The sequence below is a fragment of the Vibrio sp. 378 genome (assembly GCF_033339435.1).
This window is the reverse complement of record NZ_JAWOUO010000006.1, coordinates 220,202-236,437: the sequence shown is the minus strand read 5'-3', so window position 1 is coordinate 236,437 and position 16,236 is coordinate 220,202. Positions and strand designations below refer to the sequence as shown.

General features: G+C 43.2%; 16 protein-coding genes. 3 read left to right on the top strand and 13 right to left on the bottom strand.

What is annotated here, in order from left to right; translation table 11 throughout:
• Nucleotides 1-2 precede the first annotated feature (2 nt).
• From R7Q48_RS13475 to R7Q48_RS13430, 10 genes are all read right to left on the bottom strand, one after another.
• A complete protein-coding gene (locus R7Q48_RS13475; RefSeq protein WP_005386455.1) occupies nt 3-1,211 on the bottom strand; it encodes an AAA family ATPase in 1,209 nt (402 codons plus the stop codon).
• Nucleotides 1,212-1,215: 4 nt separating this feature from the next.
• Complete coding sequence (locus R7Q48_RS13470; RefSeq protein ID WP_005386454.1) at nt 1,216-1,749, bottom strand: TadE/TadG family type IV pilus assembly protein; 534 nt, start codon at nt 1,747-1,749, stop codon at nt 1,216-1,218.
• Entirely contained in the window at nt 1,746-2,174 is a 429-nt protein-coding gene (locus R7Q48_RS13465; RefSeq protein ID WP_239931999.1) for a TadE/TadG family type IV pilus assembly protein, read from the bottom strand. Before R7Q48_RS13465 ends, R7Q48_RS13470 begins: the two co-directional genes overlap by 4 nt.
• 37 nt (nt 2,175-2,211) lie before the next feature.
• Complete coding sequence (locus R7Q48_RS13460; RefSeq protein ID WP_137282334.1) at nt 2,212-3,531, bottom strand: pilus assembly protein TadG-related protein; 1,320 nt, start codon at nt 3,529-3,531, stop codon at nt 2,212-2,214.
• Between the two features lie 25 nt (nt 3,532-3,556).
• Nucleotides 3,557-3,781 carry a hypothetical protein gene (locus R7Q48_RS13455; RefSeq protein ID WP_031781045.1) on the bottom strand — a complete coding sequence of 75 codons (225 nt, stop codon included), beginning with the start codon at nt 3,779-3,781 and terminating at the stop codon, nt 3,557-3,559.
• 13 nt (nt 3,782-3,794) lie between these two features.
• On the bottom strand, nt 3,795-5,258 hold the full coding sequence (locus R7Q48_RS13450; protein WP_005386449.1) for a type II and III secretion system protein family protein: 1,464 nt from the start codon (nt 5,256-5,258) through the stop codon (nt 3,795-3,797).
• Between the two features lie 7 nt (nt 5,259-5,265).
• Complete coding sequence (gene cpaB, locus R7Q48_RS13445) at nt 5,266-6,021, bottom strand: Flp pilus assembly protein CpaB (protein WP_005386448.1); 756 nt, start codon at nt 6,019-6,021, stop codon at nt 5,266-5,268.
• A 13-nt stretch (nt 6,022-6,034) separates the two neighbouring features.
• Nucleotides 6,035-7,348, bottom strand: a complete 1,314-nt coding sequence (locus R7Q48_RS13440; protein ID WP_005386447.1) for a hypothetical protein — start codon at nt 7,346-7,348, stop codon at nt 6,035-6,037.
• Between the two features lie 62 nt (nt 7,349-7,410).
• The gene (locus R7Q48_RS13435) at nt 7,411-7,899 is read right to left on the bottom strand and encodes a prepilin peptidase (RefSeq protein ID WP_031781044.1); all 489 of its coding nucleotides are present in this window, start codon (nt 7,897-7,899) and stop codon (nt 7,411-7,413) included.
• Nucleotides 7,899-8,072 (bottom strand): Flp family type IVb pilin, encoded by a 174-nt coding sequence (locus tag R7Q48_RS13430; RefSeq protein ID WP_145473528.1) that lies wholly within the window; start codon nt 8,070-8,072, stop codon nt 7,899-7,901. Before R7Q48_RS13430 ends, R7Q48_RS13435 begins: the two co-directional genes overlap by 1 nt.
• A 336-nt stretch (nt 8,073-8,408) precedes the next feature.
• Here R7Q48_RS13430 and R7Q48_RS13425 point away from each other — a divergent pair, with 336 nt between their 5' ends.
• On the top strand, nt 8,409-9,134 hold the full coding sequence (locus R7Q48_RS13425) for a helix-turn-helix domain-containing protein (RefSeq protein ID WP_130545037.1): 726 nt from the start codon (nt 8,409-8,411) through the stop codon (nt 9,132-9,134).
• Between the two features lie 148 nt (nt 9,135-9,282).
• Nucleotides 9,283-10,974 carry an AMP-binding protein gene (locus R7Q48_RS13420; protein ID WP_206953302.1) on the top strand — a complete coding sequence of 564 codons (1,692 nt, stop codon included), beginning with the start codon at nt 9,283-9,285 and terminating at the stop codon, nt 10,972-10,974.
• Between the two features lie 68 nt (nt 10,975-11,042).
• On the opposite strand, the gene R7Q48_RS13415 is transcribed toward R7Q48_RS13420, so the two are convergent.
• Nucleotides 11,043-11,243: a DUF1127 domain-containing protein gene (locus R7Q48_RS13415; protein WP_224721253.1), complete on the bottom strand. Its 201-nt coding sequence runs from the start codon at nt 11,241-11,243 to the stop codon at nt 11,043-11,045.
• A 106-nt stretch (nt 11,244-11,349) separates the two neighbouring features.
• On the opposite strand from R7Q48_RS13415, the gene R7Q48_RS13410 reads away from it, so the two are divergent.
• Entirely contained in the window at nt 11,350-12,297 is a 948-nt protein-coding gene (locus tag R7Q48_RS13410; RefSeq protein ID WP_017820432.1) for a LysR substrate-binding domain-containing protein, read from the top strand.
• A 118-nt stretch (nt 12,298-12,415) separates the two neighbouring features.
• On the opposite strand, the gene fusA is transcribed toward R7Q48_RS13410, so the two are convergent.
• Nucleotides 12,416-14,506: an elongation factor G gene (gene fusA / locus R7Q48_RS13405; RefSeq protein ID WP_005386444.1), complete on the bottom strand. Its 2,091-nt coding sequence runs from the start codon at nt 14,504-14,506 to the stop codon at nt 12,416-12,418.
• A gap of 215 nt (nt 14,507-14,721) precedes the next feature.
• A complete protein-coding gene (gene radA / locus R7Q48_RS13400; RefSeq protein WP_005386443.1) occupies nt 14,722-16,101 on the bottom strand; it encodes a DNA repair protein RadA in 1,380 nt (459 codons plus the stop codon).
• Between the last annotated feature and the right edge of the window lie 135 nt (nt 16,102-16,236).

The following is a 16,236-nucleotide window of genomic DNA, read 5'->3' as shown; positions in this document are numbered from 1 at the left end:
TACTAAGAAAATAGTTTTTTTATCCAACTTTGATTCTCTTTGGTCGGACTTTCTAATAAGTGCGATATTTCAGCCAAAGACGCTTTCAGCGCACTATTTTTCTTAGATTGAACAATTGGGTTGCCCAAATTAGCGCTCTCGATAGCAATAGCAAAGTTATTAGGTACTAAGTGTATTGCATGTCCACTAACTGCATTTTCAATGTCTTTCAACGATATTGTCGATTTCTTTTCAAAACGATTAACAATTAGTTCAACCTGATGACTACTTAAACCATAGTCTAATTCTAAAGAACGTATATAACTAACAGCATGCTTCACCGAGGTAACATTCTGTTGCAGAATCAAAAAAACATGTGTTGCCGGAGAAACAATTTGTTGATAAACGTGCTCAACGCCATGAGATAAATCCACAATAATATGTGAGTAAAACTGCCTCAAAATAGGTAATAATTTACTAACTTGAACCGCATGCTTGTAATTACCTTTAGGATCATTTTGGTTAAAACACAAATAATTCAAACCTGAAGGATGCTGGTAGACTAGTCCTTCTAGTGATAATTCATCTAAATCATTAACAGAATCAATCACATCATTAATATTGTATTTAGGCTTACAGTTTAAATAATCAGCGGCATCACTAAACTGCATATCCAAGTCAACGAGCAACACTTTACTCTTAGCATAGCTTGATAATTCTATTGCTGTATTAATAGCCAAAGTGGTTGCTCCAGAGCCACCTTTTGTATTAATAAACAATGTTAGATCGCCCATTTTCTTATTGGCAATCTTTTCATCCGCGGTAGATTTTAATAAAGGATATAGCTCGCCAAAATCAACCGAACGAGACAAATAATCTGTTGCCCCAAGCCTTAATGCCATTTTAAGGGATGCAGTATCGTTCTCGTCGCCAAATACAATCAAAGCGGTATGATTATGCTGTAAACTGCTGTCACTAGAATAAACATGAGCCACTTTCTGAGCCCAGCTTTCACCGGTTTCAATATAAATGAGATCAGGAACTTGCTTATTTTTCACAAAGTCCAAGTTAAAGGTATCTAGCTCTATCCAATCAATATTTAGATTTACACACCTTGATAGTTCATCAGCAATGTGAATTTTAAAATTTGATGTAGAATAAACTATCCAAATAATCAAGTTAGTTTTTAAACTTTTATGTGTTTCATTATCCATTTTGACTGGTTTCAACATAAAGCTACTCCGCGGAACAATCCGAATAAACAGCAGGGTTATCAGCTTCAGGCTTTAATACACCTAAGCTTTCTGCCGGCAATACAGTTTCAAAAGCAGGCGTTTTTCCTACTGCACTAATAAGCGCAGCTAACACAAAAAACTTAAATTCATAATCAACTGCTCTTGCTTGAACATATTTTATTTTTGAAAACTGAGCATCTAACACTGTAGATGCTGCAGGTGGAGTACTCAAAAAATCCGACACATCAACAGTTGCACCTGTATCGTCTAAATATTCGATTTGTAAATTATTAGCGGTAAAACCTGAAGGATATAGACTCTCCAAAGCTTGATGATTAGGTATTTCATCACGTTCAGAAATAAAACAAACCGTGGCAAGTCGTGCCGCTCGCCTGGTAATTTCGTTGACCATTTGCACTGAATAAAAGTAGATTGCAAACTCAATAATCATGAACAGTACTAACATTACCGCAAGTGCAATTAACGAAAACTCAACTTGGGTCAGTCCTTTCTGTTTCCTTATCCATTGTTTCATGGGCTAGTCCTCATTGACGCAGAAGAGCCAATACTGAAAGCCAAAGAGGTTCCGGTAAAAGGTAAGGTTGAGAAAATAGGCTCATAATTATAAGTAGCCGATATGGTGACAACCTTATTGGTGTCCGTTGGTTGAGTCACAATAATGTCAGCAGCTTCAATATAGTCGATTACCGGCGTACCAACGCCACTCGGCGTGCCATAGATCACCACATTTTTAATATCAGATTCTTCAGCTATACCTTCAAAATCTAACGTGCCATAAGTATCAACCACGGCATACCGTGCGCCATTTTGCAACGCTTTGTTGACCTCTGTGTATTGAATAAAAGCTCGGCTCACGTCGATAACTAATACGGTCAGCATCAGTAGCACTGGCAATGCAAGAATAAACTCTATAATTGCCAGTCCTTTCTGATTGAGCATCTTTTTCATCTGATGCTTTCTATTGGAGTACATCATATTAAGACCCTCCACTTGACGGGTCTTTGTATAGAACGATTTTGTATGGCCCAACTCCATCTTCATCCGGATCTACCCCAGACGACGCATTTTTTACCGTACAATCCTCTAGAAACTGACCGAATATTTCCGATTCATTCCCCTTGTTTTGCACTTCCTGAGTAACAAAAAAGCATCCTAGGCCCAGTACTTCTAAATCCATCTTGCCGCCTTTTTTTGGAGCTTCATCACAACGAACGATCGGCACTCGTAATACCCTTCTATCGGTTTTCCCATCCGCTCGGTAATATTGCGACTTGCACGCGCCAGGCCCCCCCGTACAAGCGGCTAACCCTTCGACATAATCGGCATAATAAAACGCATCGTTATCAACGGCCGGATCTTCCGCATCCTGATATTGTTGTTGGTAATTGTCGTATGTTACGTTGGACTCTTCGATGTACTTATCTGAAGTAATGCCTTCATCTGGCTTACCCCCATCAAATCTCGTATTTAGACCTTGAGCTACTGGTCCCGTACCTTTACCAGTCTCTGTTGTGACTAAATCACCGACTGTTATGCACTCCTCAGTATCCCCTGCCAGCATTTCTCTTACTGTATTTTTACCGGAACCAAAGTCTAAAAGGTGATAGTTACCCGAACCAATGCCACCATCCGTGTGCCCTGATGGTTTCAATACATGAATAGTGTCAGCATCTCGATCTTGTGCACCATTGTAGTTTGGGTTTGAAGAAGGAATGTATCCCCACGCCAGATCAGCTGAGCCTACATCGCCACACATAGCAATAGGCGACACGTTACATGTAGTAATGCTTGGCGCACTTGGTCCTGCAACAGCACTCGCTGACACCCCTTTGTCGAGCCCAAACATGCCACTTAAATACTGTGTCAACAGAACATTACTAACGGCAACACGAACATAGATGTCGCTGTCACTGCCCAAAGAGAACTCTCCAGCTTCAACAAATGAGCCTTTAGCGTTCGAATTTGAGAAAGTTACATCTATGTTTTCCCCCGTGTAAACTAATTCTTGGTTACCATCAGACGCAGCAGAATGAGTCAGAGCATCATTCGCCGCCTGCGTCGCTAAACTAAGCCGCTCAGCCAAATCTGCCGCGTCGGTCCTTTCATCGACGACAACCGCAGCCGCTAATGCAGCGGAGTCGACCGCGTTTTGTAGTCTTGTTTTATTGAGTACTTGGTGATTCAAATCAATACCAAAGGCTGCAACACCAAGTAAAAATAATAAAACTAAACTAATTAATACCAAGGTAATCCCTTTCTGAGCTCTCCTTGGCGCTATATGCATATTCCTTCGCATAGCCCCTCCTAAGTGAACGTATCACTTAATCATCTTTGGCTACCCCATTGTTGTTATATACCTCTAAGCTAACTTGTGTGCGCTCGCCACTACCTTCCGGTAAGTAGCCCAAATTCTCATACCAGGCTTCTGGATTCAGAGTTTGTTCAGCGCGCAGCTGGCTAACCGAGATACCAAGCTCGGGGTCATTCGCACAGCCAAACAAGCCGAATGATGTGAAACAAATGGTCATTATCATTATGCTTTTCATCTTGTTCTCCCACTTATAGACTGTGCCCAAACTTGCCCTCAGAGCCACCTTCTGACGAACCGTATTGAATAAAATTGTTGTTAGTATCTTCTTCACTAATGTCGTTTAGCTGGTACCTATCGAAATCCAACTCAGCACCTTTACCAAGCAAATAGAACTCCACATCGTTTGGAGCAACAAAACCATCTGTTGGTAGCGTAATTCGACGTCGATCAATTGGGGTTGCTAATCGAGGAGTAACCAGAATGACTAGTTCTGTTTCCCCAGAGGTAAATTCTTCACTCTTAAACAAGCGGCCTAACACAGGTAGATCACTCGCACCAGGTATACCATTCGCAACGTTACGCGCGTTTTCACTCAATAGCCCCGCAATACCAATGGTTTGACCATCTGCTAGCTCAATCGTGGTACCAGCACTTCGTTTTGTGATTGGTGGAATAAAGAAAGTGGCATTCACTTCGTTTGGATTAAACGTCAACACACCAGAATTGGAAATTTCACTCACATTGACGTTCAGTTTTAGATTGATTCTCTTATCGCTCAAAATAAACGGAACAAAGTCGAGTTGAACACCGTACTCTTTGTAGTCGATGGTAATACCATCTTCATTTGGTACTGGAATTGGGAATTCACCACCAGCGACAAACTCGGCTTGCGTACCACTTAATGCGGTAAGGCTAGGCTCTGCCAGCACTTTCGCTACGCCATTTTGCTTCGCCACATCAAGCGCAAAGGTAAACAAGGTATTACTGTCAATAAACGATCCGAGAAAACCGAAATCTTCGACTGTTGGGACGTTCAAAATCGGTCCAATGCCATCAATACCGCCACCAGCAGTCGTACCACCCCAAGTAAAGTCCCCACTTCTTTGGAAAAAGTGGAAGTTTGAGTCGAAGCGTCTTACAAGTGTGCGCTGTACTTCGGCAACGGTAACTTCTAGCGTTACCTGTTGAGCACCACCAATAGAAAGTAGATTGATGACCATACTTTCATCATCTTTAGAGCTATCATCTTCTTCATCTGCCGCTTCACCCAAAGCAAAGGTTTCAGCAATTTTGACCGCAGTGTCCATGTTTTGCTGACTGCTGACCAAGCCTCTAAGTACCACTTTTTCTTGCGCACTGTGCACTTCGATATTTTCATCCGGCAAGAACTGATAAAGCTTCGACTTAAGCGTATTTAGATCATGCGTGACTTCCACGTTAAACTGCTCAATTAACCGGCCTCGGCGATCCCACACCGACACATTCGTAGTACCTAACTTCTTACCAATAAGAAACAGCTCGTTCGATCTGAGCACTAAAATATCCAAGACTTCTGGATCCCCTAACGTCACTTTCTTTGCTTGGCCTGATATCATCAATTGAGTTGATTGGTGATGTGCAACGGTTACGACTTTTCCTGACTGCGCCGTAGCTGCGTTAACAGACAAGCTGACGAAAAGTAACTGGCTAACAAGTAATATTATTGTTTTCATAATTCACCTAATTGCTGACTCGGACACTGGATGCCTGAGATCCCTTAATAATGGTCACACTAGGTCGTGGCGTGTATTTTCTTGCTACAACAGGTTTATCCACTTCATGAGGGTTGCGCAGAGCAAGTTGTATATCGCCTTTGCTGTTCGCCGATAAGAGCTTTTCTGCCTCTTTCGGTGTTACTTCTAAAGTCACAGCGCGTACAATCACGGGTTTGTTATCATTCGTTTTGGCTGTTTGGTCCACCGCAAGAACATTGATATTTTTAAGCACTGTTTTTGTTGTGGCGTTTTTACCTTGTCCATAACTCACTGTATTCAGGACATCGACCTTGTTGCCTGGTAACAAAAAACCTGCCACACCGATAACGTCATTTACGCGAATAGTGATTGCTCGCTTGTTTTCTGGAATTAATGCAGCAAGTGTTGCGCCTTCACCAGGTAGGGCAAGGCGATGAGGGTTAACAAGTTCACCCGCGTAAATAGTATTGGCAACGATTCTTCCCAATGCCTGTTCTTTTACTTTCAATGTTTCATCATCTATCCAGTCCACTTCCATGAGCTTAGTAGACAAATGTTTCTCAGAGAGAATAGTTCCTGGTTCTAGCTCCATGGCGGCAACTAAAACGGGATGCCTTTCGACCTCTTCTAACTCGACTGTTGGTTGGTTTCTGCCATCCATCCATTGTTTAGCTATCAACACGGCAGCAAGGCCGAAAACAATGGAGAGTAGCAATAGCATGATGACTTGAGTCCGACTCATAATTTAGATCTCCCTATTCATCCACTGTGAAATACAGTCCCCAGGCACGAGTTAAAATGTCTGATGAGACGACTTTTCGTTTTCCTTCAAAAACGAGAACGTCTCTGCTAATGCCCAAAAGATCTTTAGGTAAGCATGGATAATTAGGCATTCTATTTTCACGGTGCAATTGATTTAATGTGTCAAAGAATTCAGGCGACAACGCGAGTTGCAAGTCTTTGGACAGCGATAACCAAAGCGCTTTATAGTCATCATCACCAAGTGGCTTAAACTCAATTTTGTACCCCAGACGGCGTAAAAAAGCAGGGTCAGCAATTTTGCTTGGTGCAAAATTGGATGAGAATGCCAAAGTAAGCATAAATGGCACCGTTACTTGTTGACCATTTGGCAGCGCCAGATGGTCAAATAAGTATTCCATTGGAACGATCCATCTATTTAGCAAGGCGTCAACAGGCATTGACTGACGACCGAGATCATCAATCACTAAGATTCCGTTGTTAGCCATCATTTGAAGTGGCGCAATCCATACGCGATTATGCTCGCTGTGGTTTACCTCAAGCATCTCCAATGTCAGCTCACCGCCCACTTGAATGTTTGGTCTTTCACAAAGAACCCAGCGTTTGTCGTAATGGGTTTCCAACTTAACGAAAACCTGAGAATGGGAGTTGTCTAAACGACGGTGATGATGCTCTGAGAACACTTTGATGATGTTGCCATCGGCATATACGGCGTAAGGAATAAACACCGAAGTGTTCATTGCATTGAGCACTCTTGATGCAACGTAACTTTTACCAGTACCCGCGTGGCCGTAAAGCAACAAAGCTCGTCCAGAGTTGATAGCAGGTCCGAGAACAGGAACTAAGTGATCCGAGCCAAAAACATCAGATAATGCACGCTCTACATCGATACGGGTAACAGGGTTTTTGCGTAGATCTTGTCCTTCAACAACGGTCCAATACTCTTCCAAAGAAACTGGAACAGGACCGATATACGGATCTTTTCTATATGCAATGTCTGCTTCCGCAAGTCCTAACTCCGTTAGACTATAACGAATGTTCGAGTACGAATGGTTTAGCTTCTCAGATGTAGGCTGATATACCTCAACCCAGCTTCGTTTCCTCAACTGCGCCAAAGCAAGTTCAACAATATTTGAAACCACACATAACCGCTGTGTTAACTCGATCAAATCACATTTCGGATAAGCTGACAGGTGTTTCAACACTAAGTTTTCAACGACTGAAGCCGGTATGCCAAGACCTTCTACCGATGAAGGTACTTTTGGTGGATTTATTTGTGGCACGAGTTTTTCCCAATACACAGAGCCCATCACACTTCCCCTCCTTGAAGTTGCTTAGCCAACTGATGCTGCATGCCATTTATTATTTTTATTTAGTGGGTATAGGAAAAATAAGCTAATCCAATTACGATTATCGGCGCGAATGGAATGACTAACGGCTTACTGGACCTAAAACCTGGTGTTACTTTTTCTAAGCAATACCCTTTAATCTGATGTGATAGAGCAACACTAGTCGATGACACATGTAGCATTAGATAAAAAATGCCGACAATGCCTCCAGCGAGTATTATCCCGGTAGACGCTTCCCCAAGGTTACTCAATCCCAACCATGCCCCTATGACGGCGAGTAACTTAACGTCTCCTCCAGCCATTACTTTGAAAAGATACAGCGCGAAACACACCGCAAACGCAACCAACCCACCATATAAATGATCCAAACCAGTTGTGGCTGGGTTGTAAATTACGTTTGCAGTTACTGCAACCAAAAGCATAAGCACTGCTTTATTCGGTATTCTGTGTTTCTGTGCGTCTGAAACTCCAATCGCAATAAGTAATGACCAAATAATTAACTCGCTAACCATTACGAAGTGCTAATACGACCAGCTACTGAAGTGAACTTGTTAGACAAGGTTGTCCAGAAGCCTGAAGTCAAGAATGCAGTAACAATTAGTGCCGCACCTAGGATATACTCCAAAAGTGTTAGCCCCTCTTCGTCTTCCATGAAGTCCTTGATTAGATTGCGAAAGTTATCCATAAGATTATCCCCTTTATTTAACCAAATCTCGCTTGTCCATGACGCAGGTATCATATACACCCGAATCATGCTTAAACATTAGTCATCAAGAATTAGGGGGGTTAGGACTTTTTTGCCAAAGGTTAGTACTTTCTTGCCTGTCTGCGCTTCAGAGGCAAAATGTATCATAAATAAGACACATCACTGTAAGCTATGTGACACATTTCACACTTGCAGTATGACTATATAAGCCTAAGCTTAATAAACGAAAGGGTGAGGTCTGAAGCTCAAGGAATGAGGCTCGACTGACCTCAATGCATACTAACATTGGTGTAGTACGTACTGAGCAGGATTCATATGGATAAACAGACCAAAGCTTACTGGATAGGAGAGACCCTTTGCTCGCTGCCGGAACAATTTCGTTGTGAGTTTGATGGGTGCTTTGACATTATGGACTGCAGTAAAGATATCTCAGTCCTCAGTGATAAAGAACATAGCTACTTCTTTTACTACATAACCTGTGATCATCAAGAGCACTTGAAAGGTGTTATAACGCTCTGTAAAAACCTCGACAAAAAACTGATCGTCGTATCTCCAAAAGATACGGCTCCTCACTTGCCGCCCAAGCATATTTGTGCGGAATATTATAAGTTGAACGAGCTCACTCTTCCTATCTGGCTTTCACAAATAAAATTGAAATACTTTTTGCATAGTAAAGTAGACGAAGAACAAATCTCGGTAGATAAACTTTTCTCTCGAAGCGGCAAGTCAAACTTTTCAGACGTAGTCCATTACATCGCCAATAACGTTCATAAGGACCTAAGAGAAGAGGAAGCAGCCGCTCTTTGTCATTACTCGCCGAACTACTTTTCCAAAGTTTTCCACCGTAAAGTGGGTATGTGCTTTCGTGATTATGTCACGGCGAAACGCATTTCATTAGCTAAGAAAATGCTAATTGAAAATGAATCGATGAAAATTGCTTACATTGCTTATCAGTGCGGGTATCGAGACGTTTCTTACTTTTCTCGAATTTTTAAGAAAAAAACAGGTCTGTCTCCAGCAAATTATCGACAGCAGTTTTAGGCTTTATTTGTAGCAACTGTCAGAACAACTAACGCTATCTTCCCCACATATTTCATCAAAATGCATTCCCGTGTCGCGATTTAACATGCTAAAGTTAACAATGCGTTAACAATTATAAATACAATGAGAAGACATGGAGTCACTTAAAATGAATCAGCCGAATCTAAATAGCGCTGCTGGTTGCGCTCTCCCACCACCAAATGAAATGATCCTCAAATGGGCTCAAGAGCGTCCAAATGAGGTCTACCTAAAACAAATTATTAACCGACAGTTTGTTGAGTACACATTCTCTGATGTTGCAGATCAAGCCTTAAAACTTGTCAGCGCATTACGCACGCTTGGTGTAAAGCCTGGCGACAAAGTCGCGTTAGTATCTAAAAACTGTGCAGAATGGTTTATTTGCGATCTTGCTATGATGCTTGGTGACTATGTCAGTGTGCCAATCTTTCCTACCGCCGGTGCAGACACCATCGAATACTGTGTGACTCATAGTGAAAGTAAAGCGATCATTGGCGGAAAACTCGATGATCCCAAAGCAACTCAGCAAGTCATTGATGCTATGCCTGAACTCATTAGCATCGCTCTACCTTATGACACGGCACCTAAGTGTAAGCACGAATACCAAGCGCTCATTGCTGATGCAGTGCCAAGTGAAGAGCGTCCGCAGCATTACGATGACAAGCTAATGTCGTTGGTGTATACCTCAGGCACATCAGGGTTACCGAAAGGCGCGATGCTAACTTACGGCGCATTCAGTTGGTCTGTTCAGCAACTGATCAATCATATTGGTATCCAAGAAAACGACCGATTGTTCTCTTATTTACCGCTCGCTCATATTACAGAGCGTGTTTATATCTTCGGTTCATCGATTATGGGTGGCGTGCCAACAGCATTTCCAGAGTCACTGGACACTTTTATCGAAGATGTGAAGATGCACCGACCAACTCTGTTTATCTCCGTCCCACGATTATGGACGCTATTCCAGCAACGTATTCAAGACAAACTTCCACAGAAGAAGCTCAATATTCTGTTGAAAATCCCATTCGTCAATTCTTTGATCAAGAAAAAGCTAGCAGATGGTCTAGGTTTAGATCAGGCTCGAGTATTAGGCTGTGGCTCTGCACCTGTCTCGCCAGCGTTGTTGGAATGGTACCACTCAGTGGGCCTTGATATCACAGAGGCTTGGGGGATGACGGAATCATTTGCCTACAGCACGCTCAACTACCCATTTAGAGCTGACAAAATTGGTAGTGTCGGTAATGCAGGGCCAGGCATTGAGTTAAAAATCGCAGCCGATGATGAAATCATGGTGCGTGGCAAAGGGCTATTTTCTGGCTACTACAAAAATGATATTGCCACCCAAGAGTCTTTTGATTCAGAGGGCTGGCTACACACAGGCGATATCGGCGCTATCGACTCAGATGGTTATCTAACGATTCAAGGCCGTAAAAAAGATAACTTCAAAACCGCCAAAGGTAAATTTGTCTCTCCGGTTCCTATCGAGAAAAAGCTTTTCGAGTACAGTCGCGTAGAGATGATGTGTCTCATCGGTTTAGGGCTACCCGCTCCAATTCTTTTGGTTGTGCCACATGACTTCCCTAACTTTGATCGAGAGCGATACGCACGTACCACACGTAAAGTTATTGCCAGGATGAATCAAGAACTCGCCTCTCATGAGCAAATCAAAGGTGTGTTAATGATTAAAGAACCTTGGAGTATAGAAAATGGCGTACTGACGCCAACGCTTAAAATTAAACGTCATGTGCTCGAACAAAAGTATCATGAGATAGGCCACAATTGGCCAAAAGATGAATTGGTCGTGTGGGAAGAAGACTTGTAATTTTGCTTGCACTCCTCAACACCATTGGGGAGTGCAACTTAACTTTGAGCTTGAATCAAACTCATAGACTACTCTCTCCAGAATGGCTTACTCACTTCACAACTAATCTCCCTTTCACCTAATCCAATATCGTCCCAAAGGTGCTTTGGTAACTCTCTCAAGTGACGACGTGTCTTATAGTTCCTTCTCCAAGCCGCCAGTTTAGAATAAATTAACTGTAACCCGCTCTGATGGGCAGTAGGTATAGTACGCTCACAAGTGTGTGTCATGTTTTCCATTTCAAAGTTCCCTATACAATGTTGACCACTTAATAATCAGCGACTACGCTGATATCCTCAAACGATAGAATCTGCCATAGAGTTAAGGAAAACTAATGTGAAAGATCGAATGCCTCCCTTACAGGGCTTGTATTACTTTTTCGTTGCAGCAAAGGAAGGAAGCTTTAAAACGGCAGCAAAAGAACTGTTTGTTACGCCAGCGGCCATTAGTCAGCAAATTCGTCATTTAGAAGAGTTCTTAGGCACGGACCTATTTGTTCGTCAGCACAGAAAAATCGTGCTCACACCTGAGGGAGAGCTACTGTTTAGTCAGGCAGAAAGAGGGTTTGCTCATTTGCAGCAAGGGGTTAGATTAGTCAATCAAGATCCAAACCCGAACCACCTTTCGATATCAACACTCCCCTCTTTCGCTCATCATTGGTTAGTCCCGAAAATTACGGCTTTTCGCCAGCGTCACCCTGATATCGCCTTGCTATTAGAACCAACCAATGATTTGGTGTCTTTTCAAGATAGTCAGATAGATTTATGTGTTCGTTACGGTTTAGGAAAATATCCCAATTTAGAATCACAATGGCTGATGGACGAAGCTTTTTATCCTGCTTGTCATCCGGTGTACCAGAAAGAGCACGGGATCTATAACATCGAGGATTTAAGCAAAGCTGAGCTGATTGAAGATGTTTGGCCTGATCTTGATTGGAATATGTGGTTAGCAACCTTGGGTCACTGCGCAGCAAAGCCTACCTTAAAATACAGTGGATCACATCTCGTGCTTGAGGCTGCACTATCACTTCAAGGCGTGGCATTAGTAAAACACAGTTTAGCCCATCAATATTTTCGTTCTGGCAAATTGGTCCGAATTGGAGATATCGCTATCAAGCCCAACTTTGCGTATTACTTGTGTGCGCCAAAAGGCTACTTAAAAAGACCTAAAGCTCAATTGTTTGCGCAATGGTTGAAGGAAGAAATAGAAATATTTGAAAAGTCAGTGGTACCAGACTTTAAGACCATTGACCTAAAAGGCAACAGTACTAGAACGGCATCATAACAATCGTCAAAACAAACGCTAAATAGGAATAAAACAAACACGCTCTGCGTATAAGACTGCTAAATACAAAAAGCCCCGCACTAAGCGGGGCTTTCAAGTTATAGAGTTAACTTAAGAATTACTTCTTAGCGTTACGCTCTTTAACGTCAGCAATTACTTGCTCTGCAACGTTTGTTGGACATGGTGCGTAGTGTGAGAACTCCATAGAGAACTGACCACGACCAGAAGTCATAGTACGTAGAGTACCGATGTAACCAAACATTTCTGATAGAGGTACATCACCCTTGATACGTACGCCAGTAGACGCTGCTTGTTGGTCTTTGATCATACCACGACGACGGTTAAGGTCACCGATTACGTCACCAACGTGATCTTCTGGAGTGAACACGTCAACTTTCATGATTGGCTCAAGAAGTTGCGCGCCAGCTTTAGGCATAGACTGACGGAATGCACCTTTCGCTGCGATTTCGTAAGCGATAGCTGAAGAGTCAACTGCGTGGAAACCACCGTCGAATAGTTCAACTTCAACGTCTAGAGTAGGGAAGCCAGCTAGAACACCGTGCTCCATCATTGACGCAAAGCCTTTCTCAACTGCAGGCCAGAATTCTTTAGGTACGTTACCACCAACAACTGTTGATTTGAACGTGAAGCCAGAGTTTGGCTCACCTGGTTTGATGCGGTAGTCGATCTTACCGAACTGACCAGAACCACCAGACTGTTTCTTGTGCGTGTAGCTATCTTCGATTGCTTGAGTGATAGTTTCACGGTAAGCAACCTGTGGAGCACCAACTTCTAGCTCAACGCCGTAAGTACGCTTAAGGATATCTACCTTGATGTCTAGGTGAAGTTCACCCATACCTTTCAGGATAGTTTCGCCTGAATCTTCATCAGTCTCAACTTGGAATGATGGATCTTCTGCAACCATTTTACCGATCGCGATACCCATCTTCTCAGAACCGCCTTTATCTTTAGGCTTAACTGCGATAGAGATTACTGGATCTGGGAAGATCATTGGCTCAAGAGTACATTCGTGCTTAGGATCACATAGAGTGTGACCAGTTTGAACGTTCTTCATACCAACTACAGCGATGATGTCACCAGCTTGTGCTGAATCGATCTCGTTACGCTCGTCCGCGTGCATCTCAACCATACGGCCGATACGCTCTGTTTTACCAGTTGCAGAGTTAAGGATTGTGTCACCTTTCTTCATCTTACCAGAGTAGATGCGGATAAAGGTTAGAGCACCGAAGCGGTCATCCATGATCTTAAATGCAAGAGCACGTAGTGGCTCGTCTGCAGATACAGTCGCAACTTCACCAGTTGGCTCACCAGTCTCTGAATCAGTTAGAGGCTGTGGATCAACTTCTGTTGGAGATGGTAGGTAATCAATTACCGCGTCAAGAATAAGTTGGATACCTTTGTTCTTGTACGCTGAACCACAGTAAGTTGGGAAGAATGCTAGATCACGAGTACCTTTACGGATACAACGTTTGATGTCTTCTAGAGATGGCTCTTCGCCTTCTTCTAGGTAAGCCATCATTAGATCTTCGTCTTGCTCTAGAGCAGTTTCGATTAGCATTTCACGGTATTCAGCAGCTTTCTCTACCATGTCTGCTGGAATATCTTGAACTTCGTAGTTCTCTGGTTGGCCAGACTCATCCCATACGTAAGCTTGTTGGCTTAGTACGTCTACAACACCTACGAAATCTTCTTCGATACCGATAGGTAGAGTCATAACTAGAGGTGTAGCACCTAGTACGTTCTGTACTTGATCTACAACTTTGTAGAAATCTGCGCCCATACGGTCTAGTTTGTTAACGAAGATCAGACGTGATACGTGTGATTCGTCAGCGTAACGCCAGTTAGTTTCTGACTGAGGCTCAACACCACCAGAACCACAGAATACACCGATACCACCGTCAAGTACTTTTAGAGAACGGTAAACTTCGATAGTGAAGTCAACGTGTCCAGGAGTATCGATGATGTTTAGACGGTGATCGTTCCAGAAACAAGTTGTTGCTGCAGACTGGATTGTGATACCACGCTCAGCTTCCTGCTCCATGAAGTCAGTAGTAGTTGAACCGTCGTGAGTGTCACCGATCTTATGGATCTTACCAGTTAGCTTTAGGATACGCTCTGTAGAGGTAGTTTTACCCGCGTCTACGTGAGCAAAAATACCAATGTTTCTGTATTTTGATAAATCAGTCATTGTCTTACTCTGTTAATAAGGTATAAAGTGCGCGCAGAGTATATCACATTCTGTCAATACTGATACCCTTGCGTGCGGATGGAAGAAAAAAAATTTTAACGTGAAATTTCCGTCCCCAAAGCATAGTCAAACACAGCAATTTATGTACTTTATTCGTATTTTATTGAGGACGAATAGAACAGTTTGTGATTGCACAAATACCATTCTTATGAGCATTACAGCTCGTCAAAAGCCTCTATAGCTTCCGACAATTTCTTAACGCCGTGAATTTGCATGCCAGGGATGCCACCTTTCGGCATGTTGGCTGCTGGCACGATGGCTTTCTTGAAACCATGTTTGAACGCTTCATTCAAACGCTCTTGCCCACTTGGCACTGGACGGATTTCGCCCGCAAGCCCTACCTCACCAAAAATCACCACATCTTTAGGGAGTGGACGGTCACGAAAACTCGATAAAAGCGCCATAACTAAAGCAAGATCAGCGCTCGTCTCCGTCACCTTAACACCGCCAACCACATTAACAAAGACATCTTGGTCTGCCATTTGTAAGCCACCATGCTTATGCAACACAGCGAGCAAAAGTGATAGGCGGTTCTGCTCCAAGCCGACCGCAACACGACGAGGGTTGGCTAACTGCGAGTAATCCACCAGCGCTTGAATCTCTACTAGCAGAGGGCGCGTGCCTTCCCAAACCACCATGACGGAAGAGCCTGATGTTTCTTCTTCACCACGAGAAAGGAAGATCGCTGATGGGTTACTCACTTCTTTCAATCCTTGGCCTGTCATTGCAAAGACACCAAGCTCATTCACAGCGCCAAAACGGTTTTTATGACTACGCAAAGTGCGGAATCGGCTATCCGTTCCACCATCGAGTAGTACCGAACAGTCGATAATGTGTTCAAGAACTTTGGGGCCCGCAAGGGTACCATCTTTTGTTACGTGACCAACAATAAATACCGCAACATTATTCTGTTTTGCGTATCGTGTCAGAGCCGTCGCAGATTCACGTACCTGAGCAACACTGCCAGGCGACGATTGAACATCAGAAACGTGCATCACCTGAATCGAGTCTATTACCATTATACGAGGCTGCTCTTTTTCGGCGATTTGGCAAATTTTGTCGACGTTCGTTTCCGATAGCATTTTTAAATGATCTTTCGGCAAGCCCAATCGGGAAGCACGCATTGCCACCTGCTGTAATGACTCTTCACCGGTTACGTAAAGCGTTGGCATTTGCGCAGATAAACTACACATGGTTTGCAACAGAAGGGTTGATTTACCAGCGCCAGGGTTACCACCAATCAAAATTGCGGCACCTGGTACAACACCACCACCCAACACGCGGTCAAGCTCTTTAAACCCACTGGTGAAGCGAGGTACTTCTTGCAGATCAATTTCGGATAGCGTTTGAACCGTAGCTTCTGTTGCGGAACCAGCGTAGCCGCTTAAGCGTTCATTGCGAGCAACGGTTGGCGATGCTGCGATACGTACTTCTGTTATCGTATTCCATGCACCACATGCGTTACACTGCCCCTGCCAACGGGGAAAGTCCGCGCCACAATCATTACAAACATACGCTCGTTTTGCTTTCGCCATGATGCCTCAATTTTTTCTACAAATGTGACTAAGCACAGCCAAGTCAGACCTGAACTGAAATGAACTATTGATATACTTAAGTATTACTTCGCTTAGCCGATACAATTTAAAGTAACGACATACTCTAACAGAAAT

What these genes read in the sequence shown, in the direction of transcription:
- R7Q48_RS13460 (WP_137282334.1), bottom strand. Translation starts at nt 3,531, where the DNA reads ATGCGAAGGAATATGCATATAGCGCCAAGGAGAGCTCAGAAAGGGATT.
- R7Q48_RS13475 (WP_005386455.1), bottom strand. Translation starts at nt 1,211, where the DNA reads ATGTTGAAACCAGTCAAAATGGATAATGAAACACATAAAAGTTTAAAA.
- R7Q48_RS13420 (WP_206953302.1), top strand. Translation starts at nt 9,283, where the DNA reads ATGAATCAGCCGAATCTAAATAGCGCTGCTGGTTGCGCTCTCCCACCA.
- R7Q48_RS13435 (WP_031781044.1), bottom strand. Translation starts at nt 7,899, where the DNA reads ATGGTTAGCGAGTTAATTATTTGGTCATTACTTATTGCGATTGGAGTT.
- R7Q48_RS13425 (WP_130545037.1), top strand. Translation starts at nt 8,409, where the DNA reads ATGGATAAACAGACCAAAGCTTACTGGATAGGAGAGACCCTTTGCTCG.
- radA (WP_005386443.1), bottom strand. Translation starts at nt 16,101, where the DNA reads ATGGCGAAAGCAAAACGAGCGTATGTTTGTAATGATTGTGGCGCGGAC.
- R7Q48_RS13470 (WP_005386454.1), bottom strand. Translation starts at nt 1,749, where the DNA reads ATGAAACAATGGATAAGGAAACAGAAAGGACTGACCCAAGTTGAGTTT.
- R7Q48_RS13415 (WP_224721253.1), bottom strand. Translation starts at nt 11,243, where the DNA reads ATGACACACACTTGTGAGCGTACTATACCTACTGCCCATCAGAGCGGG.
- R7Q48_RS13465 (WP_239931999.1), bottom strand. Translation starts at nt 2,174, where the DNA reads ATGCTCAATCAGAAAGGACTGGCAATTATAGAGTTTATTCTTGCATTG.
- R7Q48_RS13440 (WP_005386447.1), bottom strand. Translation starts at nt 7,348, where the DNA reads ATGGGCTCTGTGTATTGGGAAAAACTCGTGCCACAAATAAATCCACCA.
- R7Q48_RS13455 (WP_031781045.1), bottom strand. Translation starts at nt 3,781, where the DNA reads ATGAAAAGCATAATGATAATGACCATTTGTTTCACATCATTCGGCTTG.
- fusA (WP_005386444.1), bottom strand. Translation starts at nt 14,506, where the DNA reads ATGACTGATTTATCAAAATACAGAAACATTGGTATTTTTGCTCACGTA.
- cpaB (WP_005386448.1), bottom strand. Translation starts at nt 6,021, where the DNA reads ATGAGTCGGACTCAAGTCATCATGCTATTGCTACTCTCCATTGTTTTC.
- R7Q48_RS13430 (WP_145473528.1), bottom strand. Translation starts at nt 8,072, where the DNA reads ATGGATAACTTTCGCAATCTAATCAAGGACTTCATGGAAGACGAAGAG.
- R7Q48_RS13450 (WP_005386449.1), bottom strand. Translation starts at nt 5,258, where the DNA reads ATGAAAACAATAATATTACTTGTTAGCCAGTTACTTTTCGTCAGCTTG.